The organism is Caballeronia sp. DA-9 (assembly GCF_051615025.1).
Classification (GTDB): domain Bacteria; phylum Pseudomonadota; class Gammaproteobacteria; order Burkholderiales; family Burkholderiaceae; genus Caballeronia; species Caballeronia sordidicola.
In genome coordinates, this window is record NZ_CP195133.1 from 2,107,552 (window position 1) to 2,130,920 (window position 23,369).

At 57.2% G+C, this 23,369-nt stretch carries 19 protein-coding genes and 3 pseudogenes; 6 read left to right on the forward strand and 16 right to left on the reverse strand.

The genetic code is table 11. From position 1 onward, the window contains the following. Nucleotides 1–83: 83 nt before the first annotated feature. The 5 genes from ACRWA7_RS25850 to ACRWA7_RS25870 form a co-directional block, all read right to left on the reverse strand. The gene (locus tag ACRWA7_RS25850) at nucleotides 84–1,034 is read right to left on the reverse strand and encodes a LysR substrate-binding domain-containing protein (RefSeq protein WP_438393115.1); all 951 of its coding nucleotides are present in this window, start codon (nucleotides 1,032–1,034) and stop codon (nucleotides 84–86) included. Between the two features lie 110 nt (nucleotides 1,035–1,144). Beyond that, nucleotides 1,145–2,104, reverse strand: coding sequence for a PDR/VanB family oxidoreductase (locus ACRWA7_RS25855; protein WP_438393116.1), 960 nt, complete (start codon nucleotides 2,102–2,104; stop codon nucleotides 1,145–1,147). Between the two features lie 28 nt (nucleotides 2,105–2,132). Beyond that, nucleotides 2,133–3,467 (reverse strand): MFS transporter, encoded by a 1,335-nt coding sequence (locus ACRWA7_RS25860; protein ID WP_438393118.1) that lies wholly within the window; start codon nucleotides 3,465–3,467, stop codon nucleotides 2,133–2,135. A 102-nt stretch (nucleotides 3,468–3,569) separates the two neighbouring features. After that, complete coding sequence (locus ACRWA7_RS25865; RefSeq protein ID WP_438393119.1) at nucleotides 3,570–4,619, reverse strand: Rieske 2Fe-2S domain-containing protein; 1,050 nt, start codon at nucleotides 4,617–4,619, stop codon at nucleotides 3,570–3,572. 559 nt (nucleotides 4,620–5,178) lie between these two features. Then, complete coding sequence (locus ACRWA7_RS25870; RefSeq protein WP_438393120.1) at nucleotides 5,179–6,126, reverse strand: LysR substrate-binding domain-containing protein; 948 nt, start codon at nucleotides 6,124–6,126, stop codon at nucleotides 5,179–5,181. Nucleotides 6,127–6,333: 207 nt separating this feature from the next. On the opposite strand from ACRWA7_RS25870, the gene ACRWA7_RS25875 reads away from it, so the two are divergent. From ACRWA7_RS25875 to ACRWA7_RS25885, 3 genes and pseudogenes are all read left to right on the forward strand, one after another. After that, the gene (locus tag ACRWA7_RS25875; protein ID WP_438393121.1) at nucleotides 6,334–7,374 is read left to right on the forward strand and encodes a Rieske 2Fe-2S domain-containing protein; all 1,041 of its coding nucleotides are present in this window, start codon (nucleotides 6,334–6,336) and stop codon (nucleotides 7,372–7,374) included. 114 nt (nucleotides 7,375–7,488) lie between these two features. Beyond that, nucleotides 7,489–8,859: an MFS transporter gene (locus ACRWA7_RS25880; RefSeq protein ID WP_438393122.1), complete on the forward strand. Its 1,371-nt coding sequence runs from the start codon at nucleotides 7,489–7,491 to the stop codon at nucleotides 8,857–8,859. A gap of 167 nt (nucleotides 8,860–9,026) precedes the next feature. Continuing rightward, nucleotides 9,027–9,552: pseudogene (locus tag ACRWA7_RS25885) on the forward strand (IS3 family transposase); the annotation flags it as partial. 17 nt (nucleotides 9,553–9,569) lie between these two features. Here the strand turns inward: ACRWA7_RS25885 and ACRWA7_RS25890 are convergent. The 7 genes from ACRWA7_RS25890 to ACRWA7_RS25920 form a co-directional block, all read right to left on the reverse strand. Further along, entirely contained in the window at nucleotides 9,570–10,559 is a 990-nt protein-coding gene (locus tag ACRWA7_RS25890; protein WP_438393124.1) for a 4,5-dihydroxyphthalate decarboxylase, read from the reverse strand. A gap of 25 nt (nucleotides 10,560–10,584) precedes the next feature. Next, nucleotides 10,585–11,946 carry an MFS transporter gene (locus tag ACRWA7_RS25895; RefSeq protein WP_438393125.1) on the reverse strand — a complete coding sequence of 454 codons (1,362 nt, stop codon included), beginning with the start codon at nucleotides 11,944–11,946 and terminating at the stop codon, nucleotides 10,585–10,587. A 14-nt stretch (nucleotides 11,947–11,960) separates the two neighbouring features. Further along, the gene (locus ACRWA7_RS25900; RefSeq protein WP_438393127.1) at nucleotides 11,961–13,043 is read right to left on the reverse strand and encodes a porin; all 1,083 of its coding nucleotides are present in this window, start codon (nucleotides 13,041–13,043) and stop codon (nucleotides 11,961–11,963) included. A gap of 142 nt (nucleotides 13,044–13,185) precedes the next feature. Further along, nucleotides 13,186–14,175 (reverse strand): ornithine cyclodeaminase family protein, encoded by a 990-nt coding sequence (locus tag ACRWA7_RS25905; protein WP_438393129.1) that lies wholly within the window; start codon nucleotides 14,173–14,175, stop codon nucleotides 13,186–13,188. Beyond that, the gene (locus tag ACRWA7_RS25910) at nucleotides 14,172–14,726 is read right to left on the reverse strand and encodes a hypothetical protein (RefSeq protein ID WP_438393131.1); all 555 of its coding nucleotides are present in this window, start codon (nucleotides 14,724–14,726) and stop codon (nucleotides 14,172–14,174) included. Before ACRWA7_RS25910 ends, ACRWA7_RS25905 begins: the two co-directional genes overlap by 4 nt. Nucleotides 14,727–14,757: 31 nt before the next feature. Continuing rightward, nucleotides 14,758–15,648, reverse strand: a complete 891-nt coding sequence (dapA, locus tag ACRWA7_RS25915; protein ID WP_438393132.1) for a 4-hydroxy-tetrahydrodipicolinate synthase — start codon at nucleotides 15,646–15,648, stop codon at nucleotides 14,758–14,760. A gap of 14 nt (nucleotides 15,649–15,662) precedes the next feature. Continuing rightward, nucleotides 15,663–16,787 carry a cupin domain-containing protein gene (locus ACRWA7_RS25920; RefSeq protein WP_438393134.1) on the reverse strand — a complete coding sequence of 375 codons (1,125 nt, stop codon included), beginning with the start codon at nucleotides 16,785–16,787 and terminating at the stop codon, nucleotides 15,663–15,665. Nucleotides 16,788–16,997: 210 nt separating this feature from the next. Between ACRWA7_RS25920 and ACRWA7_RS25925 the strand changes: the two genes are divergently transcribed. Then, the gene (locus ACRWA7_RS25925; RefSeq protein WP_438393135.1) at nucleotides 16,998–18,251 is read left to right on the forward strand and encodes a citrate synthase family protein; all 1,254 of its coding nucleotides are present in this window, start codon (nucleotides 16,998–17,000) and stop codon (nucleotides 18,249–18,251) included. A gap of 124 nt (nucleotides 18,252–18,375) precedes the next feature. On the opposite strand, the pseudogene ACRWA7_RS25930 reads toward ACRWA7_RS25925, so the two are convergent. After that, nucleotides 18,376–18,522, reverse strand: a pseudogene (locus ACRWA7_RS25930) (IS30 family transposase); the annotation flags it as partial. A gap of 389 nt (nucleotides 18,523–18,911) precedes the next feature. On the opposite strand from ACRWA7_RS25930, the pseudogene ACRWA7_RS25935 reads away from it, so the two are divergent. Together ACRWA7_RS25935 and ACRWA7_RS25940 are read left to right on the forward strand one after the other, a co-directional pair. After that, nucleotides 18,912–19,640: pseudogene (locus ACRWA7_RS25935) on the forward strand (diguanylate cyclase domain-containing protein); the annotation flags it as partial. Between the two features lie 59 nt (nucleotides 19,641–19,699). Continuing rightward, nucleotides 19,700–20,050: a diguanylate cyclase domain-containing protein gene (locus ACRWA7_RS25940; protein WP_438393137.1), complete on the forward strand. Its 351-nt coding sequence runs from the start codon at nucleotides 19,700–19,702 to the stop codon at nucleotides 20,048–20,050. 485 nt (nucleotides 20,051–20,535) lie between these two features. On the opposite strand, the gene ACRWA7_RS25945 is transcribed toward ACRWA7_RS25940, so the two are convergent. Genes ACRWA7_RS25945 through ACRWA7_RS25955 form a run of 3 tightly spaced genes read right to left on the reverse strand, consistent with a single transcriptional unit; the run spans nucleotide 20,536 to nucleotide 23,325 of the window. After that, nucleotides 20,536–21,519, reverse strand: coding sequence for a D-2-hydroxyacid dehydrogenase (locus ACRWA7_RS25945; RefSeq protein ID WP_438393139.1), 984 nt, complete (start codon nucleotides 21,517–21,519; stop codon nucleotides 20,536–20,538). A 20-nt stretch (nucleotides 21,520–21,539) separates the two neighbouring features. Beyond that, nucleotides 21,540–22,049, reverse strand: coding sequence for an aromatic-ring-hydroxylating dioxygenase subunit beta (locus tag ACRWA7_RS25950; RefSeq protein WP_438393141.1), 510 nt, complete (start codon nucleotides 22,047–22,049; stop codon nucleotides 21,540–21,542). Continuing rightward, nucleotides 22,042–23,325 carry an aromatic ring-hydroxylating dioxygenase subunit alpha gene (locus ACRWA7_RS25955; protein ID WP_438393142.1) on the reverse strand — a complete coding sequence of 428 codons (1,284 nt, stop codon included), beginning with the start codon at nucleotides 23,323–23,325 and terminating at the stop codon, nucleotides 22,042–22,044. Before ACRWA7_RS25955 ends, ACRWA7_RS25950 begins: the two co-directional genes overlap by 8 nt. Nucleotides 23,326–23,369 lie beyond the last annotated feature (44 nt).

Here is a 23,369-nt window from a genome sequence, read left to right on the forward strand (position 1 = left end):
TTACCGCAAAGCCGAATTTGTCCTGCGCGAGTATCTGACGCCGGCGCTACGCCCACATGAGCTCCACGGTAGAAGGATCGCGATTACTGGCTGTCAAGTCGATTTGGTCCAACGGAGCCCAGCCGTGAATGACGATCCTCTACCTTCGGCCCCTCTTCCTTCGCAAGTTCAGCAAGCAGCCAACCACGAAATGCTTCTACTTTGGCGAGGGCCTCCTCTCCTTCGGGATAAACGAGATAATAAGCGCCCTTGCCACGCGCCACTTGTGGCAGAGCCTGGACCAGCCGGCCCGCCGACAATTCCGCGCGCACCATCGCCGGGTCGACGACCGCCACCCCAAGGCTTTCGCAAGCAGCTTGAATCACCATGATCCGTGAAGCGAGAATCAGTTGACCTTCCCCCGTCGGTACTGGACTGTGAGCGGCTTCTGCCCAAAGGGCCCAGTCGTCGGGGCGGGTCTTGGCAGAGAGCAGCGTGTGATGCGCTAAGTCGGGTACGTTAGCGAGTGGCCCTTTTGCCGTGAACGTGGCCGCCGAGCACACAGCGATTAGCGATTCGGCACGCAGGAAGTCGCAACGCACGTCGGGCCAATTTCCGTCACCGTACGCGATCGCGCAATCAAGCGCGTCGCGGGCGAGATCCACCGCAGAAATTGAGACACGAATTTCGACGTTCGCAAATCGCTCCTGAACGGCGGCAAGTCGCGGCAACAACCAATGCATCGCAAAAGTAGGCAGCGAATTGACGATCAGTCGTGAAGACTCACCGCGCATCGCTACACGTTGCCATGCGGTCCGCAATTGCTGAAGACATCGATCGACCTCGCCGTGTAACTCTCGGCCAGCGTCGGTGAAGGCGAGACCGCGGCCCGTGCGTACGAACAGGCGCACGTCGAGCCGCTCTTCGAGAATTCCGAGCTGATACGATAGTGTCGAGGCGCTCAGATGCAGCTCGCGCGCCGCATGTACAAGATTCAGGTGATGGCCAATGACCTGGAAACTACGCAGATGGTTAAACGAAGGAAGCGCCTGCATTGTGGACGGATGACTCCCGCGGATATCGTTTCAAGGATCGTACTCACATGCCCCGCGGCCAACAATCAGGATTTGCTGCGAAGGGCCGCGTGCCATCTTTAAGAGGGTGCTTACAGATCAAGCAAAAGCTCTGGCGTGCGCGAGCGCGAACAACACGGTAGGAACTGGCTGTTTCCCGCTCGCTCGACGTCGGTTAGGTAAAGATCGCGATGGTCGGGCTCTCCCGCCAGCACGCGAGTCAGGCAGGTACCGCACACGCCCTGCTCGCACGATGTCTCAACATGAACGCCGTTGGCGGCGAGCGCCTCGACAACGGTCTGTGACGCACTGACCGGAATAACTCGGCCGCTTTTTGCGAGCCGAACCGTGAACGACTCTAACGGCGAAACGGAGTTCAATGCAGGTGTCGCTGGTGCGCTGAAATATTCGCGGTGGAGATGGGCGTCATCCCATCCCGCTCGTTGCGCAGTCGTCAGGACGTGCGTCATAAAGCCGCCCGGGCCGCAGACGTACAAATGCTTGCCAGGTGCTGGCTCGCCAATAGCAAGCGCCACATCCAGCGCGGTGCTTCCCGGTTCTGTATCGATATGTAGAAATGAGCGCTCGCGCAAAGCCGGCGATGCTATTCGCTCCAAAAACGCTGCACGCGACCGCTCCCTCACACAATAGTGCAACTCAAACGACGCGCTCAGAGCGGCAAGATGTTCGGCCATCGCGAGCAGCGGCGTGATCCCTATGCCGCCGGCAAACAGGATCGACCGAGCAGCGGTAGCCTCCAGCGGAAAGTGATTGCGCGGACCTTCAACGCGAAGCGTGTCACCGATCTTTAAGTCATGCATCGCGAGCGATCCACCACGAGAAGCAGCTTCGCGTTGAACAGCGATCACATATGCGTTGGAGGATTCGCGGGGTCCGCACAGCGAATATTGACGTACCATTCCCGTCGGCAAGTGAACGTCAATATGCGCGCCTGGTTCGAAACCTGGCAATGGATGGCCGCCGAGCGGCTCGAATTCGAAGGAGCGGATGTCAGCAGCGACATCCAAAATACGGGTGACGACAACGTTCATGGCAGGAGAGACGTACCGTAAGAGTGGATTAAGTCGAAACGTGCTGGCTAATGCCGGACGCCTTTGCGTTCCTCGACAACCGAAGGCCAATTATCAGCAGAACACCAATAGCCGGTAGGACTGCGACAGAAAGCAAGATAGCGTCGGGTTTCCAGCCAATCGACAGCACAATGGCGACAAGCATCGGCGAAGCGATCTTCCCAACCTGGCCAGCCGCCCCACCCAGTCCCAACGCTGTCGAACGCACACGCGTCGGATATATAAGCGCAAAAAGTGCGAGCGGCGCTGATTGTCCGATGCCGCCAGTCAGTCCTATCACGAAGCCGCTCGGCACCAGCACGGCTATCTTCGATATCTCCATGCCGACCAACACAGTCGTCATGGTCAGGAGTAGCAGCGCAGGCAAAAGCGATCGCGTCGTGCCAAAACGACTGACAACATAACCAGCGAGACCAAGACCTATCATCGATCCGATGTCAAGGCTTGCGAGCACCCAAGACGCCTTGACGACCGGGATTCCTGCCGTTTGCAGCAGCGGCATAAGCCAAACAGTCATTACCTTGATCGTAGCGTAGCTGAGCACCAAGATACCGAGCAGCAGCAGCGTGACACCTAATCGCCCTTCCCCAAAGATTTCGCGTATGGGCACGCCGGCAGTCGCCGGAGCATCGTCGGCCGTTGAACACGGCCGCAAGCGCAGCACGTCGATGTCAATAGTCTCGCGCGGGTAGAGTCGTTCGAAAACCCTACGCAATTTCTTTGTCTTCCCTCGTGAAACCAGGAAGTGCGGCGATTCCGGCAGCCAAACGATTATCGCGAGAGCCACAGCGATCGATAGTCCACCTCCGACCAGATACACTGCACGCCAGCCCGCGTGCGCAAGCACATATCCGTTGAGCATCGCTCCAAGTGCCGCTCCCAGCGAATAGTTTGCGAACAACAATGCGACCGCGAAACCTCTCGACTTGCTGTGCACATATTCGGCCCCAAGTGCCAGCACACAGGGAAAAATGCCGCCAAGGCCAACGCCCCCGAGAAAACGAACAATCATCAGTTGCGTGTATGTCTCGACGCTTGCAGTACCGAGCGTCAAGAAGCCGATGAGTAGCGCCGCCACAATCACAAGTGGTCGCCTACCAATGCGGTCAGCAAGATAGCCAAAGATGAAAGTGCCGAGCAACCCTCCCAGCTGAAGCACTGAGAACACTGCGCCAAAGCTCGCGAGTGGAACATCTAGCGCTACCGCCATCGACTTTGTCGCAACGCTAATCGATTGGGTGTCGAGTCCGTCTAGAAAGATCACAGATCCACAAAGTACGAGGACCAAGCGCTGATAAGGCGATAACGGGCGGCCGTCAATCAAAGCCGCAGCGGCGCCCGGTGCGGGGAGGGCTGGCATTTTTGTCTCCGGTGAAGCGGCATTTCGTGTGCTGCTTTCTGTTTTGAGTTATTTCTGTTGCACCAATCAGGCGAGTGCTGCTGGCGCCGGTTCGTTTATGCGTGCCTCTTCCTCAATCATCGCAGCAAGCAGGCGGCGGGCACGAATCGCAGCCCCATCGGTGGCCAGCAGAATCGGGCGCATCGACAGTAAATCTCCATCGCCCATACGAGTCTGAACTGCTTCGATCATTGGCTTGTCCTGCTCGTGGAAGCCCATCTGCTGCCAGCGTTTTGTTTCGTCGTCGGCAAGCGGATCGTCGAGGCGATAGTTGCGAGAGCTAGCGTACACATAGCGCGAGTAACTCGTGGTGACGGGCGTGACGATATGCGTGCCGAGCCGCACGAGGCCTTTCTCGCGCGGCTCGCCTACCGGCACGACACCAGTTTCGAGAACGCAGCAACCCGGCGCATGCCAACGGATGTTTAGCCAGTATTCGACCGGCGCGTCCGGATCTGCCAGGAACGGCTGGAACGATTGTGGCGCTCGTGTGCTCGCGACCGTACGGCGGCTTTCAAGCGTCCCGCCGTCTTGCATCACGTCATGCTTCGCGCGCAGAAAGTCGTCAACTTGTTGATATGGTGCATGCAGATAGTTAACGTGCGACAGATCCATCAGGTTGTCGACGACAAGCTCGTAGTTTGCGTTCTGGATCATTTGGTCGCCGATCGTTTTCAGATGCGGCGAAACCAAGTGCTCAAAGTCCGGAATCAGTCCCGAATCGGCGCGCGCCGGATCACCGGCCCACAACCAAATTAGCCCGTGGCGGTCAACGACCGGAAATGTCTGAACGCGCGCCGTCTGCGGGATTCGCCCGTCGCCGTGCGGATTCAGCGTGCATGCGCCACTGCAGTCGAACTGCAAGCCGTGGTAACCGCACTCGACGTTGTCGCCGACGCGCTTACCCATCGACAGTGGCGCAAAACGATGAGGGCAACGGTCTATCATCGCCACTGGGGTCCCATCGCGCTTACGATAAAAGAGCATCGGCTTTCCCAGCAGGTCGCGAGTCGTTAACGACTCGCCGATTTCGTGACTCCATGCAGCCACGTACCAAATATTTTTAAGCAGTTTCATTTCGCCCTTGTCCCGTTGCATTAATCGCGAATACGTACGCTCAGCTTATTCCCTCGCAAGGGACGGAACAAACGCAAAGATTCGGGTGCAGAATTGCAAAAATTCGATTTCTCGATGGCCGCCCCTCAACAGGTAGAGAATCACGCTGGAGCGGTTGCAGCGTTACTTTCGCTTTCAATTACGGCTCCGAGGGCTCTTGCATCGCCGTAAAGCTTTGCCCGTTTTTGCGAGAGGAATTTCGAGTTTAAGAAGAAAAAACTGGTCCGAAGATCCTATTAGAAAATGGACAATATTGGGGGGCTGGCGAATTTGAGCACAGGCAGACACGACTCGACGCCGACTCTATTGCGTTTGTTTCAATGCCATCGCAGTGCGAAGATGCGGGTAATTCAAGTGCGGCATGGAAGTACGGGACGTAATGAATCGCCGCCGTCCTGATGTCGACTATGTATGAACTGTGATACAAGGACAAGTGAACCGCGTTCACCCGATAGTCCTGGCTCTTGCGGGCCAGTCAGCCCAAAACCGGCCTGCTGGCTTTTCCGAAAACTGCTCCGGTTCAGCCAAGCTTCACGATCGGAGTCCCGACCGCTTCGGGTTCGCATATCCCCTCGTCGATTAGCGCATGCTTGGAAATCTCGTCGATCAACCACTGATAAGTGAGGTTGATCCGTTCCGGCACCGGATCGGAATGAGGGAAAGCAAAATAATATGAGCCACGGCCTTCCAATCGCTTCGACAGCACTTTTATCAGTTGCCCGCAGCGCAATTCTCGTTGGACCATTAGTGGATCCACAAGTGCGACACCGAGTCCATTCAATGCCGCTTCGATCACCAGATTGCGCGACTCAAGAACCAGTCGGCCGGCACCATGAAGGGCATCGACGCCTTCTTCCGGACCTACCCAATCGTCCCAGTCATGGGCCCATCGTCGCGCTGAGAGCAACGTATGATGACGGAGGTCGCTTAGTTGTCGGAGGGGCTTTTCCTCAGCTACGACACCGGGAGCGCATACAAGGACGAGGTATTCGTCCCGCAGAAAATTAACGCTTAGACTTGGCCAGTTCCCATCACCGTACAGGATCGCACAGTCCACGTGGTCACGAACGAAGTTAACGTCCACGGTGGAGACCCGCAGCTCCACGTTTTTTACCATCCTCTGCAAAGTCGCAAACCTCGGTAGCAGCCAACGCGTCGCGAACGTGGGTGGAGAAGTCACAACCAGCGGCGCATCGATGTCGATCGCCGTCAGCCGTCGAAGGCTCTCAGTCAGTTTTTGAAGACTCTCGTCTACCTCTTTATATACCTCCTCGCCACAAGGGGTAAAAATGAGCCCACGACTCGTTCGAATAAAGAGCTTCACCCCCAATTGCTCCTCGAGCATGTGCATTTGATAACTCAAAGTCGAAGACGAGAGGTGGAGTTCCTCTGCCGCTCGCACCATGTTCAAATGCCGTCCGATGACCTGGAAACTACGAAGGTGGTTGATAGAAGGATATTTGCGCATTTAATCAAATTACCACTCCATACTTTCGCTTAATGCTAGGGACATTCCCTAGCAGGGTCTATTTTGATCTGAGAGATTTCGAATGTTGCTCGCAAAAATTTCCCGTGGCTCGTCTTAGTCGCGATCGCTAGACTTCTGGTGGCCTGCCGTTAATCCTCCAATCCGCGTTAATGGCTCCTCCCCACGTCCACCAAATGGAGTTTCTTCGTGAGTTTTCTTTACAATGCCTGGTATGTGTTCGCGTGGGCCGACGATTTGTCCGACGGGATGCTCGCCCGCACCGTTCTCGGATTACCCCTGGTCGCCTACAGGCGGAAGGACGGCATTCCAGTCGTTCTCCATGATCGTTGTCCGCATAGGTTTGCGCCGCTGTCCATGGGCAGGTTGATCGATGACGCAATCGAATGCGGCTATCACGGGCTTCAGTTCGACTGTTCCGGAACCTGCTCGTTTAATCCTCATAACGAGGGGCGCATCCCGCCAAAGGCCTCAGTTCGTAGCTTCCCTGCCGCCGAACATCATCAGATGATTTGGGTATGGATGGGAGACAAAGATCTGGCCGACCCCTCGGAGATTCCTGATTTCAGTTGCCATTCGCAACCCGGTCTGAAAATGATCCAAGGCGAGATGATCCAGGACGCGCACTACCAGCTAATCATTGATAATTTGCTTGACCTTTCGCATATCAACTACTTGCACGCGCCGTATCAAGAGGTTCACGGTCTTCTGTCCGTCAGACATGAAGTTATCTACGAACACGGCGTCCTCGAAAGCCGCCGCACCGTCCCATCGACTGCCGCACAGAAATCGTTCGCAAGCTTCCTTGATTCTCCGGACGAGCCCGTGGAATTCTGGCTGAACATAAAGTGGTTTCCGCCGACGGCATGCCAACTCGAAGTTGGAGTAACGCCCGTCGGCCACGCCCGGTCCGATGGATTGTCGAGAATAGGAACTCATATTGTCACTCCGGTGTCGGAGACAACGACCCGATATTTCTACGCAAGTACGCGAAATTACGCACTTGAGGACCCAAAGGCAGACGAAAAGATTCGTTGGTGGCAACAAGTTGGCTTCCACGAGCAAGATAAGCCAATGATTGAGGCCGTCCAACGGAACATGCGGTCTTCCGATTTGCTTAGCCAGAGTCCAATCTTGCTTTCCCCTGATGCAGCCGCGATTCGCGCCCGTCGAATTCTTTCCGACCTTATTGCCCAGGAAAAGCAATCCTCCGAAAGTGCGAATGCGTAGCCTATTCTAGCTAAGTTGCAGGCAGCGAAAATTACTATATAAAAGACGTGTCAATTTAATCGTGGCGCCCGGGTTTATTCGAATACGCCCGGCACCGCGACAATGGAGGAGACAATGAATAGCGACGATTCCAATGCGAACAGCGTGGGGCGGTACATCGACACTCAAAAGGCGAGTCTCAAACAGGTGTTCTTGATAGTCCTAGCTGGGTCCGTCATTTTTCTTGACGGTTTAAACACTCAATCGATAAGCGTTGTCACTAAATCAATGTCTGCTGGACTCGGCATTGAATTGTCGAAGTTCGGCATGGTGTTTGCCGCCTTGCAAGCCGGCGGAATCATAGGAACTTTTCTTGTAGGTTATTTGGGCGATAAATTAGGCCGGAGACCAATGGTCATCAGTTCCGCCCTTGCAATCGCGCTCATCTCCTTCGCTACGGCCTTCACACAGACAATCTGGCAACTGACTGCGCTTCGTTTTCTGATCGGAATCGCCTTGGGTGGCGCATTCCCGAGCGTTATGGCCCTCGGCGGCGAATATGTGTCGAAGAGACATCGAGCCACCATTGTCTCGGTTCTGCTCGCGAACTATTCGTTGGGTGCAGCGACGGGAGCCATCGTCAACGGATATTTCCTCCGGCACTATCATTGGCAAGCAGTGTTTCTTGCAGACGGGTGCGTCTCCCTAATCGTTGCAATAGTGGCCCTGATTTTTATCAAAGAATCGCCGCATTATCTATTCGTTCGTGGCGAAAGGAAGGCAGCCGAACGCACGTTGAAATCGATATTTCCGAACGGTATAGCCTTCATAGCTGAGGAAACGTCCCCAAGCGTAGCTAAATCGAAAGCGAAGGCAAGTGCTCCGCTGAAAGCAATCTTTCAACCGGGACGAGTTGGCGCGACCATCGCATTATTGGGAGTTTTGGCAACCAGCCAGGCGACCATTAAAGTGATGACAGTGTGGCTTACTCCGCTTCAACAATCTGCCGGCGTTAGCATACGCGATACCTCGTACGTTCTAGCGAGCCTTGACGTCGGGTCAATGCTCGGCCTTGGCTTCGCCGGCTACATCGTCACCTTACTCGGCCCAAGACGCTTATTGGGCCCGTCGTTGATTTTGTTATCCCTCGCTACCGCTGCGATTGGGGCGAGTATGCATCTCTTTGCCGCGCTCGTACCCGCGGGTTTTTTGATCGGATTTGCCGGCGGCCTCGGACAATCAGCCCCCCTTGCGCTATTCGCTGCAACATACCCCACCGAAAGCAGATCGACCGCACTGGGTATTGGCAACATGTCGAAGCAGGCGGGCAGCATGCTATCTCCTCTGCTCGTGGGCGGCCTGGTAGCACTCGGCTGGAGACCCGACTCAATTCTGTATTGTGTCGCGTTCGTTCCCTTGATCGGCCTCGCTCTCGTAACTGTATATTTGACGCGCGCGAACAAAACAAACAAGATGCAGGGCAGCCAGATAAGAGACGTAACCTGAACAATCCAACCGTCCTTTTAACGTCGACCGATAACCGCAGCTTAATGCTTGTTGGTCGCAGCATCGTGCTAACGCTGCACTGAGACGCGTTTTGATACCTCCGGTTGCATGGTGCTTTCACTGGTTTTGAGAACGTCTCCTTATGTCTATCGCGCTGCCTGAGTCTGACATACAGCCGGCATACGCTACCCATGGCAGAAAACGTGCTCGACCGGCGGTTTGACACGGACGGGCCAAACGTGGGTGGGTTTCAGGCATCACGTACATCCGCACGGCACAGGGCTGGCTGTATTTGACGGTCGTGCTAGACATGTACTTGCGCAGAGTGGTTGGCTGGTCCATGGCGCCCACCATGCCGGCCGGATTGCACATTTCGATCCTGACCATGGCGCTGCAGCAGCGCCGAACACCGCCGGCGCTGCTGCATTGGGACCGGGGCAGCAATACGCGAGCGATGAATACCAGGCGTTACTCAGGCAACATCACGTAGTTTGCATTATGAGCCGTAAAGGAAATTCTTGGGACAACTCGGTGATGGAGCGCTTCCTCCTGAACCTGGAAATCAAGCGCGCGTGGCAGCGTCAATACGCCAACCACGAGGAGGCACGACGCGACATCAACCAGTACATCGTTGGCTTCTACAATGTCCTATGCTTGCATTCGACTTTGGGCTATCTGTCGCCCCCTGAATAATCCCGGTTTTTGATCGTTCACACACGTACGGCAGACAGTGTCTCGGCCGGAAAGAGCTCTTCCGGGCTAAGAAGACGGTGACATACGCCTTGTTCGTAGCCGAATCCGAGAAACGCTTCGAGTGTCGTACGGTTTTGTTCCAGGCCGTAAGGCCAGACATCGGCGCCGAACATCTTTTGGGCTTCTGTGATGCGCGCAGGCATCCAAGGCAACGGAAAATGCGAACAGGTGATGTCTCTCAGTCGGTAAAGGCTATTGCGTTTTGCTTCTTCGAATGCCTTCTGTAGATTGGCGGCAATCCAGCGATTTCGCTCGAAGGTATCCCGGCGCAGAACGATCAGATGCATAATCGGGAAGATGCCAGTCTCTTCATAGTATCGCCGCTCTATGTCAGGATAATCTTCGAAGAGGCGAACAATGTCCCCCGCGCGATCAGCGCCCGGATCTGGCGGACGCGCGCTCAGCACTGCATCGATTTTGCCATCAAGCAACAGCGACGTCAGCGAGTGTTCGAGTTCGGGTTGATAGGACACGCCTTCGGGCACGCGCACACCGACTTTCTCTTTACGCCCCGCCTGATTCACGCCGCCCTGCACCCATTCAATTTCGGAAAGCGGAATGCAGAGCGAATGCGCAATCCACCCGCGTGAGTATATTGCGGCGGTCTGCGCCCACTCGGGAATACCGATGCGCTTGCCGCGTAAATCCTCCGGACGCTGAACGGGACCACCGCGGCGCACATAAATGGACGAATGCCGGAACGACCGCGACGGAAACACAGGCAATCCGACAAGCCGGTCATCGCCTTGCGAGCGCAGTGAGGAATATTTGCCTAAGGACATCTCCGAGATGTCCCACTCCTGGAAATGCGTCGTTCGATAAAATATCTCCTCCACGTTGAGCACTGAGGGCAGCAGATCAATACCCTCCGGCTGCACGCGCCCCGTTACCAGATCGCGCACGTGGTCATAGTCGCTGACGGCGAGGCTGAGAGTGAGTCTCGACATGGTAATTTTCCTTGAAATGGAAGATTTAATGAGCGTTCGTCGCGACAATGTGCGGCTGTGAAGGACCGACAGTCAGTACCAACATCGACGTCACCATTAAGGCTGCGATGATCGCCGCGAACATAATGCCCGGTCCGCCGAACCATTGCTGTAGGATGCCCGCCACGGCGGGTCCGAACATCGCTCCGATGCGCGACAGTCCGAGGAATACGCCGACACCCGTACCGCGCATTTCGGTGGGATATGTGGCGGCGACGAGGTTGTTGAGCACGATCTGCGAGCCAACGACGAATGCGCCTGCACCGGCGATGGCAAGCAGCGTCATGGTACGGTCGGTCGCCCAGGCTAGCAACGCAACCATCACTGCACCGACCAGATACGACGCCGAGATGACGCGACGGCGGTCGCCGACGCGGTCGGCGATGAAGCCGGAAATCAGTCCGCCCGCCACTGCCATGCCGGCGAACAGCGAACCATACGCGAAGCTCGACGACAAGGTTTCGCCGCGTTTAAGCATGAGCGTTGGGAGCCAGCCCGACAGACCATAGGCCGAGAACAGGCTTAATGCACCGGCGGCCCAGAAGCTGACCGTGCGCAGCCGGTAGTCGCGTGACAGGAGCAGACCGAGCGGGCTTCTGTGTGATATAGCGCCGCCCGTAGCGAAATGGCCTATAGCATAGATTGCGGCCCGTTCCGGACGCAGTCGGTAAAGCAGCGGCTTGACCTCCTCCCATCGACCGCGGCTTGCAAGAAACCTGGGCGATTCGGGGAGCCACAACTGGATCATGAGTGCGAATACGAGCGCGACGCCCCCGACGTAATAGAGACTCTGCCAGCCGTAATGCGGCGTGAGCCACGCCGCGATTAGCCCTGCCGAAGACGAGCCGCTCACCCAGCCGAGCGAGAAAAACAGGCTTGTGAAAACATTCGACGAACGCGCCGGCGCAATCTCGTTGATGTACGTGATCGCGAGCGGCATCAGGAGCCCGAGAGCAAGGCCCATTATCACGCGAAGCACGATGTACGACCCGAGACTGTTTGCGAACAGCGCAATCACCACACTCATCAAGCCAGAACCCCAGCAGCCGAGCAACAGGATCCGGCGCCGCCCGAATCGGTCGCCAAGCAGGCCACTGACGGCCGACCCCACAGCGAAGCCCGCTAGGCCACTCGAAAGCATGATGCCAATGCTCGAAGCAGACAAACCCCACGGCCCCGCCACGTAATGAACAATGTACGCGGAGTTGTACAGATCGTAGCCGTCGAAGAGCAAGATCAATGAGACCATTACGCCTAGACGTATGTGGAAGCCGCCCAAACGTGCTTCTTCGATTTCCTGACGCACATCGATGCGGTCGCTGGGCATCGTCAGCTTGTGTTGTGCCATGACGTCCTCGACTCTCAAAAGGTATGTTTGATGCCGACCATTCCGCCGGTTTGGTTGGTTCCTGGAGTAACGTCGCCAATTGCGCGTACCCCGACGTTCATCCCATTCGAATTGCTCGTATACGACACCTCAACATACAAATCGGTGCGCTTGGATAGGAAGTAGTCGGCGAGCAGCACGCCGCTGGTCGACTTTTGAGCGGTACCGTGAGTGCGTTCCTGATAGCCGCCTAGCGACAGGATCAACGGCGTGGTTGGTTGCCACGTCGCCCCCAGCCAATAAAGTAACGAGCTCTGCAGGGCGGCGTTCGCGATCGTGCCATTGTTGTCCCTGATGTTCAGCCACCGCGTGCCGGCGAATGCCTTGAATGGGCCGAATGCATAAGATGCGCCACCCACTACCCGCATTTGCGTAAGGTCCTGGGTAGCGATCGAGGTACCTTGCATTTGGTCGTATGTCACGCCAATGCTGCCGGGTCCTTGCTCATATTGCAGCGCGAAGCTGTACTCACGTCCGACCTTCGAGTGACCCGGAACCTGTGCACCATTGGCGATAGTACTATCGAAGCCCGTGCTATAAAGCGCGGCAAACGTAACTCCCCGCAAGCGCGCGGTATAACGGATTGAATTGTCGGATCGGCCGACCAGCGTCGCATCATAGCCTTGCGCCGAATAGCTGGGGTTAAAGTTCAGCGCGTCATACACGTACATCAAGTCGTAGATGAGGTTGTATTGTCGGCCGAAGGTGACGACACCATACGGTGTGCTCAAACCGACATACGCCTTGCGACCAAACATCCGTCCGCCTTGCCCTATGGTGCCGTTGTTGACAGAAAAACCGTTTTCGAGGTCGAAAATAGCTTTTACGCCACCTCCTAGATCTTCCGAACCACGTAGGCCCCAGCGGGATCCAGCGAGGCTACCGGACTGCATGCGTAGTGCGCTGCCGGATGTGCCATTCGGTCCGGGCACGTGATTCACGTATTCAATACCGGCATCGATGATTCCGTACAGCGTCACAGAACTTTGGGCGTGCGCGACCGGCATTGCTGCAGCAGACGATAAGGCTAGCGCGGTGAAACTAAAGCGGTTTTTCACTGACATGTCTCCAATTTTTATAGTGAACTTGTCTTATTAATTCGTTTTCCTTATTAAAAACTTCTATTTTTCAACGCCTGCATTTAATCAAGAAATATCGCGCGCGCATGCCGACGCGAGTCGTAAAACCGTGCTCCGTCCGTCAATCGAGGCGCGGAGCCTCGCGGCGTGGCTGCGGCAGCTGAGCGCCGAGCGCCGCTTCAGTCGCCATCGCGTACAGTTGGAGACCTAGCGCAAGGTCCGACACCCCCATACCCATTGCCTTGAACACTGTAATATCGTCGGATGTCGTGCGCGGCTGCTGCTTCGCGATAATTTCGCACAGAGACACAACGTCGTCCCAACGATTGTTGGTGCCGTAGGCACGGATGAGCTCGCTTGAGAGTCGCTTCGCGGCATCCAAATCGTCGACTACCGCGCGCGTAACTCGGGCAAAGACGTCTTCAGCAAGCTCAGTCCGCTCTTCGGTGATTGCGCCGACCGCGTTGATATGCGAGCCCGTTGCAATCGCGGAAGCTGGCAGGAACGCCTCCGTCGCTCGCGTGACCGTAGTTATGATCGGCGCGTCGGCGACCGCAGCTTCGACCGACGGAGCTTCGACAATTTCGATGTCAAACTTGGAGCGTGCTTTTTCGACAAACGCGCGTCGCTTATCAGGCGTGGGGCTGTAGACACGCACGAGCTTCAGACGACGCACTGCGGCGACCGCCGCGAGTTGGGCGAGTGCCTGCTTGCCTGTGCCGATGAGGGCGAAGACGTCCGCATCTTCCCGCGCAAGCCATTTGGTCGCAACACCAGAAATTCCTCCAGTGCGCATCTGTCCAAGGGCAAATGCTTCGAGAATGGCTCTTAGCTGGCCAGTAGTACTATCAAACAGGATCAAAAGCGGACACGCGCCGCCGTCGGTGTGCGCCCATGTCTTCGTACCGACAACGCCAGCATCCTGATACGCAGCCCCAATTGCATGCAAATTGTTGTGTCCCCACGCGACGTGGGTCTTGCCCATATTGCGTGCGGCACCGCTGGCTTGTTGCGAGAGGCCGCTTTCGAGTGCATCAATCGCCTTCGATAGGTTCATAAGCGATACGATCTGCTGCTCAGAGATCCAAATCGGCTCTATTGTCGTGCTCATTGATCGCCCTCGAAGATTGACGGAACCGGCGGCGTCAGGCCAAGCGTATTCACGGCGATGGCATGCGTCACATAACGCCCGACGAGCAGCAGAAATGCCATTGCCTCGCCTGGCGACAGATGGCTCGCAAATGCATTGAATTCCGCTTGCGCATCATGGCCCCGCGTGCGCAGAGCTTTGAGCGCAAACGTCTGCGCCGCGCTATCGACCTCATCCATTTCCTTCGTTGCAGACGGGTCGAGCCGGTTAACTTCGGCAATCCATGCACGCGAAAAACCAAGCTTTTCACTCAGACGCTCGTGCTGATTGCGCTCGTAGTCGTTCTGCATGTAGCCCGCAACCGTCAGTGCTCCCAGTTCGGTGAGACGGTCCGGCAACGCGTCCTTCAACGAATCGGTGAAATGCATGAATTGAAGAATAACGTCGGGCGCGTTGCCGGCGCACTTGAACAGCTCGCCGAGATAGCCGAGACGCTTGACGCGCGGCTCAAGGTATGAGGCGAGGTTTTCGGGAAGTTGCTCCATCTCCAGGCGGGGAATCGCTGCGCTCATGACCTAGCGTTCTCCAGATGATTGGCAGGCATCAGACAAGCCCCGCGTGTGCAAGTACCTTGTCCAGGCGCTCTTCGAGTTCGCGTGTGGCGGGTACCATCGGCAGCCGATGCTCGTTGTTCGCGATCAGTCCCATGCGCTTCATCATGTATTTGATGGGGATCGGGTTGGTGTCGAAGAACACCGACTGGTTGAGATCGAAGAGTTCGAAATGAAGCTTCCGGCCCGTCTCCATGTCGCCCTTGTTCACCGCCTCGTAGAGGTCCGCGACCTTGCGCGGCGCGAGATTGCCCACCGCGTTCATCAGCCCGCACGCACCGACCGCGAGCATCGGGAAACTGAGTTCCTCGAGTCCGACGAACACGCGCCAGTCCGGGCCGAAGGTATCCAGCATGTGGGTGACGAAGCCCATGTCGTTCACTGCGTGCTTCATGCCGATCAGATGCGGCACACGCTCCTTGATTGCCTTGACCGTCGACAGGTCGGTCGTAACCGCAGCGCGTCCCGGGATGTGATAGATCATCAAGGGCAAATCGGTGCGGCCGCCGAGGTCGGCGTAATACTCGACCAGTCCCCGTTGGGGGGGACGGATGTAGTACGGCGTGACGATCAGCAGCGCCTGCACGCCGGCCTTGTCCGCGTGCTCGGTCAAAGCAATCGTCTCCGCATGGGACTGCGACCCCGTGGCAGCAATCACCGGAACCCGCCCTTTTGTGGCTTCGATCGCGACATCGACCAGACGATTGCGCTCGGCCACCGTCAGCGTGCTCGGCTCGGACGTAGTGCCGTTCACCAGCACGCCATGTCCTCCGTTCGTGATCTGCCAGTCGACCAGCCTTGCGTAGCTTTCATAGTCGACCTCGCCCTTTTTGAAAGGCGTGACGACCGGCGTGATTGAACCCCTGATTTGTTCGATGTTCATCGTCATGTCGTCCTTTACGCTGCCGTCTTTTCGCGATTCGTTTTGAAGCCACTTTCGGTGCCGAGGAGCGCGGGCGGCGCCTTCAGGCTTTCCTGCCACAGCAGCGATTCCATGTAGATATTGAGTGGCTGGTCCTGGATGGTCAGCTCGTACACGTAGTCATCGTAAGAAGCGTGGTTGTGGACCGCCCAGCCCGGTGCGGACAGCATCAGGTCGCCAGCTTTCCACTCATAGCGGTTGCCCGCGACCATGCTGTAACCGCTGCCGGAAAAGTAGTAGTTGATCGCAGCCGATACATGCCGATGCGGCCGGTCGACAATTTTTGGCGGCCGGATCGTCATGGTGGCGAAGAAATTCGGCGTGATGCCGTTGGTGCGTCCCGTGACCGGGTTGTACATCATGTAAAGACGCCGGCCGATGTAATCACTGCCCAGCGCCTCGAGCTTGTCGAGTTCCTTCTTGACCGACTGCCACGGAAAGTGGAGCGGGTTGGACTGCACCGCCGAAGGATTGATCAGCGTCTCGTAAGGCATCAGCAGGCCGCCGTCCGTGCCAATCGGGAACATGCCGAACGGGTTCTGCCGCTTGGGATCAGCCGCAACATGCTGAGGTACTTCTTCCATGGCTGCGCCTGTAGCGGTGACGTCGTACTCGGGCACATACACTTCCATATGCTGCAGCAGCGGCACGTTCGAATATGCGAAGCGGACCTGTATTTCGTTTGTATCGTTGTGATGCGCATAGACCGCGTATGAAGGATGGTTCCATACGTCGTACTGGCTGAATGCGATCTCGCGCCCCGCCACCGTCGTTGTTCCTGCGCCGCGAATGCAGAAATTCACTTCGGTCGCGTTGTGGCGCATCGGGCGGGTCGACTCGCCCGGCAGCAAGACCTGCATCATCACCTGGATGCCCGGCGCCAGTCCCGGCGAGCCTTCGCGCGCTGAAGGGTGGACGATGAGGGACTGCCGGCGGCCGTCCGCCGGCCGTGGCAAGGCGGCAAGGCGCGCAATCTCGGCATCGATCTCTTCACGCGTGATCACGACCGGTTCCCAGTAGTGGTTATCGCGCGCGCGAACCGATGTCTGGTCCACGAACAGCGCCTTGCGGCGCTCGAACTCCCGCTTGAAATCCTGCATGTGTTCTCTCCCTTTACTTGGCTTTTGCCGATTCAGCATGGCACCGCGTTTCACATGCGCGACGCCGGTACAGGAAGAACAGTAGATAGATTTCTATAGGCACTCAAGATTGATAATTTAAATCAATACATGTCGTATACCCGTACCCTAGAGGGGAGCTGTCGGTTGCTAAAATCGGCGCATCGACCGACGGGTAAAGGTGAGCGTTCCATGCAAAAAGATTTGATGACGCGCAACGAGGTGCTGGAAACTCTCAACATAAAACCCGGTACGCTCTACGCGTATGTCAGCCGCGGCATCATCAAGACAGCGCCGCATGACGACGGCCGCAAGAGCCTTTACCTGCGAACCGATGTCGAGCGCGTGGGCAGCCGCAAGCGTGGGCGGCCCTCGAAGACGGCATCGGCGGAGTCAACAATGCACTGGGGCGAACCGGTCATTGCGTCAGCCATCACGCAGGTCACGACGGGCGGCCCGGTGTACCGCAATCGATCAGCGGTCAGCATGGCGCGTGCGGGTATATCGTTCGAATCGGTCGCGCAATTGCTCTTCACGGGAACCTGGCAAGACACGTTCGCGGCGTGGTCGGGCATTGAGACCCCTGCCGACACGCAGCGGCTGCTGCGTTCCTACGAAGACGGTTTGCGCTGCAACGATATCGGCAATCTGCTGGGGATGGTCACGCTCGCACTCGGCATGCATGACCGGGGCGCCTCCGAGATTTCCGATGGCACCTCAGTGCCGGCAGCACGCCTGTTGATCCAGACCATGGCGGGCTGCCTGGGATGCCTTCGGGAACCCCCTGCGTTCGAGAGCCGGAACGCGCACGAAGCGCTCGCGCCGTTCATCTTGCGGGCCACGGGCGTGCCGAGTTCACCGCAAGCGCTGCACGCGCTCAATGGCGCGATGATCGTGCTGGCAGACAATGAACTTGCGCCCGCGACATTTGCCGCGCGCATCGCAGCATCGACCAATGCTGACCTGTACAACTGCGTGGCCGCGGCCATCGGATCGCACGTCGGCTTCTCGACCGGTACGGCAACGCAGACCGTGGAGAGCGCGTTGCTTCAGTCCACGGACCGCCGGGAACTGGAAGCGCGGCTGCCTATCGTCCGCGAATACGGGGCGAGCCGTTTCGGCTTCAATCATCCGATGTACCCCGACGGCGATCCCCGGGCCGACGTGATCCTCGATCTCGTAACCGCATTGCCGGCCTTGCCGCAAGCCACGCTCGACACGCTGGATTTCCTTGCCACCGCCCGCTCGACGCTCAAGGCCAATCCGGGCGTGGCTATCGCGCTTGTGGTACTCACGCGCGCGCTCGGAATGCCCGACGGTTCCGCGACCGCGCTCTGGATTCTCAGCCGGACTGCGGGCTGGGTCGCGCATATCCTCGAACAGCGTACGCAAGCATTCCTGTTGCGCCCACGCGCGCAATTTACGGGTGCGGCACAGGCCCGCTGATCATCGACAGGAGACTTCATGGCACAGCCACCGGTTCACCCGCCCGCCAATCACAGCGAGATGCATCGATTGATCGACGACCTGGTCAGCGCGGCGGTTTCAAGGTTAAAGGGCAACAGCTTGTTCAATGTTTAGAGCCGCGGAAGCAAAGTGTTGCAGCGAAGACCTCGAATGGCGAATGAAACGCATGAGTGGCGCGAGGCCTACTGTTCAGACCGTCCCCAATGGCGTCAAGTTCGTCTTGACCGTAGACCGAAAGGGCCGCGCCTTTGATCGGCCGAAGCCGCCATTCAAGTAGGTCATTCGACAGATCGGACGAGTCGCGATTAGAGTCCTTCCTTATGGAGCGGAATGGTAATCTGCCGTTAAAGGCTCTAGAAGCACCGTCAGGCGCTCGCATTTCGCCAAGCCGGCTTTGAGGGCCTCGAACAATGATCGCTCAGATTTCTTATTCGTCATCGGTCCGACGCGTGATCGCTCTAGCGTCATGACCGATCATCGATTTGAGCGCGCGTGGAGTCAGGATGACTATGCCTTTCTCGGCAATTCCCGAGCACCAAACCAGCGGTTGACAATACGAGAAGCATGTCTTCCAACCCATCGAACATACCCTGCTACGGGCGCTTGCAATAACGTACCGCATCGCATCATGCGAAGGACATGCAGGGTCGGTTCATCTTCGCCAACGACGCAGTGGCCCGGGGCATGGGAGTGGCCGACCCCGTCGATCTACTCGGAAAGACCGATTTCGACTTCTATCCACTCGAACTGGCAAGCGAGGATTACCGACAGGAACAGGATGTCTTGAGGCACGGGCGACCGCTTCTCAATCAGGAAGAGCATGCCAGATATCTGTTGCTCGAAGGCGAAGCGTGGCTGATCACGACCAAGGTAGCAGTGCGCGACGATACTGATCGGATCGTCGGGCTGGTGGGCATCAATTACGAGGTCACCGCGCAAAAGGCTGCCGAACTGGCGCTGCAGGCAGCTCACACGCAGGCGGCGGAGGCGGCAGTCCGGCTGCAAGCCACTGTCGCACGGCTGGACCTCGAAGTGAAGGAGCGGCAACGATTTGAACAGGAGTTGCGCCACCAGGCGATGCACGACACCCTCACCGGTCTGCCGAACCGGGCGCTATTGATGGACCGGATAGAACAGGCGATCGAGCTCGCGCGACGTCGCGATCACTCGCTCACGCTGCTGTTTCTCGATCTCGACCGATTCAAGCTCGTCAACGACAGCCTCGGACACGCCGCCGGGGACAAGCTGCTGTGTGTCGTGACGCGGCGGATCAGCCGCTTGGTGCGCTCGGGCGACACGGTCGCCCGCCTTGGTGGCGACGAGTTCGTCCTGTTGCTCTCCAACCCGATGCCTGCCGACGAGCTCGCAAGCTTGACCAACCGCCTTTCCTATTCGAGGCCAAGCCGGTGCTCGTTGCCGACCGCGAGGTGTCCGTCACGTGTAGCCTTGGCTACAGCGTCTATCCGCAGGACGGCGCGGATGCGACCACGTTGCTCAAACGCGCCGACGCGGCGATGTACGGCGCCAAAGAAGACGGCGGAAACGGGGTGCGGCGCTACACGCCCGAGCTGAGTTCGCACACCGGCGAGCAACTGGAGATCGAGACCCAACTGAAGCAGGCACTGCAACGAGGCGAGTTACCGGCATTGGCGGACTTGAACGGCTCCGCTAGCGTGCTGTTGGTATCGAGATCTGACATTCGCACATCAAGGTCTGCTTCAAGCAAATTTGCTCTTTGGATTAATTCAGTACGCGATCACATCGGGAGACATGAATGAGTTCCGAGCCGACTCATTGGCGAATCGGAACCAAACACACTCGAGCCTACGGCGAGCGCGCTCAGCTGAAGTGAAGTACTTCAAGGAAAGGAACTATGGCTAGATCGGCTTCGTCGAGCAACCTACTCCTATCCGATAATGTCCTCTGCCGTGCGCGCATTTTGCGTATACCGTTACGTATACCCGAGTATGGTTAAATTTTTTTTATTTATTTTTCAATCAGTAACAACATACTTCGAGTCCTCTCTTGGGCACCAGCATGTAGTCCGGAGCAATCCGAAGATGTTCGAGAAACCCCGTAAAGCCTTGCGCCTGCGGGGTTTTTTGTTTTGCGGTCTGGTCGGATTCAGTTTTTTACTTAGCTGGCTTCGAAACTGAAGTCGGAACGGGCATGTCGCAATGCCAAAACAGGGCCGAATCCCTACCGATATCACCGGCTTGATTTGCTTTGGTCGCGCACTCGTCCCCGAGGTTTAAGCGCGAAATCAATACCCCAATTGCCGATTCACGACGTTCTCAAATGGTTTGTTTGACAGGAAATTTTTGAAATTTCTGAACCAGACGTCGAGCACGCGCTGGTTGTAGTCCGGCACGTCACACGATATATGGGGCGTAACAACAAGGTTCGGGACACTCCATGCTTCGCTTTCGGCGGGCAGCGGTTCCGGATCGAATACATCGAGCACGGCGCCGCTCAAATGCCCGGAACGCAAGTTATCGAACAGCGCCGGATAGTCGATCAATCCAGCTCGTGAAATATTGACGACCGCCGCACCCGGGCGCATTGCGCTTATCCTGCTGGCGGAGACCAGCATGTGCGTCTGCGGCGTCAACGGCGCGGCGACAATCAGAAAGTCCGTGCGTGGAAGCCACTCGTCCAATCGTGCGATGCAATCTGCTTCCACACCTTCGTGCACCTGAGCGTTGCCGCCTCGCGTAAGGACGCTGACGTGGAGTCCCAACGCGCACGCCGCCGCACATGCAGCGGATCCCAGATTTCCATACCCGATCACAAGTGCGGTCTTGCCGCGCAAAGGCGGCGTCAATTGCGTGTCCCAACGCCGGTTACGCTGGGCATCGAAGACCGAAGCCATTCGTGCGTGGAGCATGAGAAGCGCCATCTGCACGAATTCCTGCGCCTTGTCGCTGTGTATGCCTCGGCTGTTGGTGAGGATCAGGTCTTCGCGCACGGTATCGAGCGGCAGCAATTGATCGACGCCCGCACCGGTGGTGTGAATCCATCGCAATCTTGCTGCGCCATTGACAGCGTCCCAGGGAAAGCGGGACGCGAGCAGGAAATCGACATCGTCGAGAGGATCAGCGAACCGCGAGCCGTCCCAGCCGAAGCTCACGTCGACCTGACGTGCCAGATCCGGGTGACGCGTCGCGGCAAGCGCCCACGCCGCTTCGTCGAGGTGGAAAGAGGAATGCTGCTGCCGACGGCTTTCCAGGTGCAGCCGATAAGTCATAAGCTCTCTGCTCTCTGCTCTCACAAAGGAAGCGCTACAAGCGTGTCGTACCGGGGTGAATCGGTCACCACGATTCTTTCATGCAGCAACGCGCGTTCGTCCTCGATCACAATCTGATCGATATATCTGCCGGCACTGAAGATCATCATTGTTCCTTCATAGCCGGTACGAACAATCATGAAGCTGGTTTCGCACCGGATACGCGCGTCCGCCATGCCAACGATTTCCGTAGGGCCTATGACGTGCCGGTACACATGCGGTTCGAACACGTTGACTGACTGGATAGCGCTGACCCGATCGAGCAACATTCCGCGCGCGCTGCAAAACCAGATTCCGAAGTCGCGCCCTGCTTCAAAGTCCGTGCGCGTGAGTATCCGGTAAGTGCAATCATCAGTGAAACAATCCGGCCAGCTCGATATGTCGCCATTGTCAATTGAACTGCAGTACCGCGCCATCAACCGGTCGATGCACGCCAGTGCACGCGTATCTACAGCGGCATTCAGGTCAGGAGTTCGCGTTACGCTAGACATTCATTAATTCCCGGTAGAACTTCCAGAAGCCACGCACGGAGGTCTCGGTTGCGCGTGTTGCCATGGGCCCCACGCCCTTCCCTCCCATTTCGATCACGGCGTTGTCATCGAGATCGCCTCGTATGCCTTTTTCGACAAATGCGCCGATGGTCCCGTCTTCCATCGACACATAACCCGCCGGTCCAACGAGGTTGCTTTGCTTGCGTCGAATAAGCGTCTGTTCCTCGGAATCTTCCTCGAAACCCAGAACCGTCCAGATCAACTCACACCGGTCGACGGCAAGTGGTACGACCTGACGCACTCCCAGAGAATTCATGATCTGGTGCAGGACGAATCCGGGAAAGATGCTTTGGATGGCATTGGTGATCTGATCCGGATATTCCATCCATTGATCGATAAGCGATGGGTCCTTCAAGCCGAAATCATCGCGCATTGCACGGATCACGCCTGAGTCATAAGCCTTGTCGCCCACGTCGGTAAAGCGTTTGGTGAAGGTAATGTGGTGACGGCTTTGATCGTCCTGAAGTGTTCCCCCTTCGGCGGACAGCCGGTTGATCTTGAACGTGGAAAAGAACGCGTGCAGCAAGCTCGGGTGATAGTTATCCCGGCTGTTCTCCACATAGAGTTTCCAGTTGTTATGCATGACCTGGCTGTAGCGGCCAAGAATTTTCAGCCGTCCATAAATGGTCCGCTCTATATGACTCACCATGACCGGGCCGAGATAGTCACGGAGTTCAGGCGCCGCGCTGGAGAAAGATCCGAACACGATTCCGCGAATAGCATCCACGCGAAGCCGGGTGAGGTGGAAGGCAGCCTTGTCGAAATCCTCGGGCATGCCGCCCTTACCCTGCACGCCATTTTCAAAGGCAACGCTGGTTAGTCGGCCATCAAAACTATAGACCCAGTTGTGGTACGGACAAACAAAGTTGGGCCTCGCGCGATGTCCACGCGCCTCGTAACAAAGCACAGACCCCTTGTGCACGCACTTGTTCACGAGCGCATGTATGCTGCCGTCGGCAGTTCTGACCACGATGACTGAAGTCCCGCCAACTTTCGTGGTCACATAGTCACCCGCGTTGGGAATCTCCACTTCCAGGCAGAGGAAGCTCCAGGTCGGGCCGCGAAAAACCGCATCCTGCTCGCGGGCATAAGTCGCCGCATCCGCGAAAATACGTAGAGGCACCCGTGTGACGTCATCCCTTGGCCAGCGGACCTGGGTCGCCGGACCTGTCATCGGAACATAGCTTTCTTCAGGCGTGTGAGCAGCATGTGTCATGAGAATGTGGTCACCATTGCAATTCCTAAAATAAACAGCGCGAT

What these genes read in the sequence shown, in the direction of transcription:
- ACRWA7_RS25850 (WP_438393115.1), bottom strand. Translation starts at nt 1,034, where the DNA reads ATGCAGGCGCTTCCTTCGTTTAACCATCTGCGTAGTTTCCAGGTCATT.
- ACRWA7_RS25855 (WP_438393116.1), bottom strand. Translation starts at nt 2,104, where the DNA reads ATGAACGTTGTCGTCACCCGTATTTTGGATGTCGCTGCTGACATCCGC.
- ACRWA7_RS25865 (WP_438393119.1), bottom strand. Translation starts at nt 4,619, where the DNA reads ATGAAACTGCTTAAAAATATTTGGTACGTGGCTGCATGGAGTCACGAA.
- ACRWA7_RS25870 (WP_438393120.1), bottom strand. Translation starts at nt 6,126, where the DNA reads ATGCGCAAATATCCTTCTATCAACCACCTTCGTAGTTTCCAGGTCATC.
- ACRWA7_RS25880 (WP_438393122.1), top strand. Translation starts at nt 7,489, where the DNA reads ATGAATAGCGACGATTCCAATGCGAACAGCGTGGGGCGGTACATCGAC.
- ACRWA7_RS25890 (WP_438393124.1), bottom strand. Translation starts at nt 10,559, where the DNA reads ATGTCGAGACTCACTCTCAGCCTCGCCGTCAGCGACTATGACCACGTG.
- ACRWA7_RS25895 (WP_438393125.1), bottom strand. Translation starts at nt 11,946, where the DNA reads ATGGCACAACACAAGCTGACGATGCCCAGCGACCGCATCGATGTGCGT.
- ACRWA7_RS25905 (WP_438393129.1), bottom strand. Translation starts at nt 14,175, where the DNA reads ATGAGCACGACAATAGAGCCGATTTGGATCTCTGAGCAGCAGATCGTA.
- ACRWA7_RS25910 (WP_438393131.1), bottom strand. Translation starts at nt 14,726, where the DNA reads ATGAGCGCAGCGATTCCCCGCCTGGAGATGGAGCAACTTCCCGAAAAC.
- dapA (WP_438393132.1), bottom strand. Translation starts at nt 15,648, where the DNA reads ATGAACATCGAACAAATCAGGGGTTCAATCACGCCGGTCGTCACGCCT.
- ACRWA7_RS25920 (WP_438393134.1), bottom strand. Translation starts at nt 16,787, where the DNA reads ATGCAGGATTTCAAGCGGGAGTTCGAGCGCCGCAAGGCGCTGTTCGTG.
- ACRWA7_RS25925 (WP_438393135.1), top strand. Translation starts at nt 16,998, where the DNA reads ATGCAAAAAGATTTGATGACGCGCAACGAGGTGCTGGAAACTCTCAAC.
- ACRWA7_RS25945 (WP_438393139.1), bottom strand. Translation starts at nt 21,519, where the DNA reads ATGACTTATCGGCTGCACCTGGAAAGCCGTCGGCAGCAGCATTCCTCT.
- ACRWA7_RS25950 (WP_438393141.1), bottom strand. Translation starts at nt 22,049, where the DNA reads ATGTCTAGCGTAACGCGAACTCCTGACCTGAATGCCGCTGTAGATACG.
- ACRWA7_RS25955 (WP_438393142.1), bottom strand. Translation starts at nt 23,325, where the DNA reads ATGACACATGCTGCTCACACGCCTGAAGAAAGCTATGTTCCGATGACA.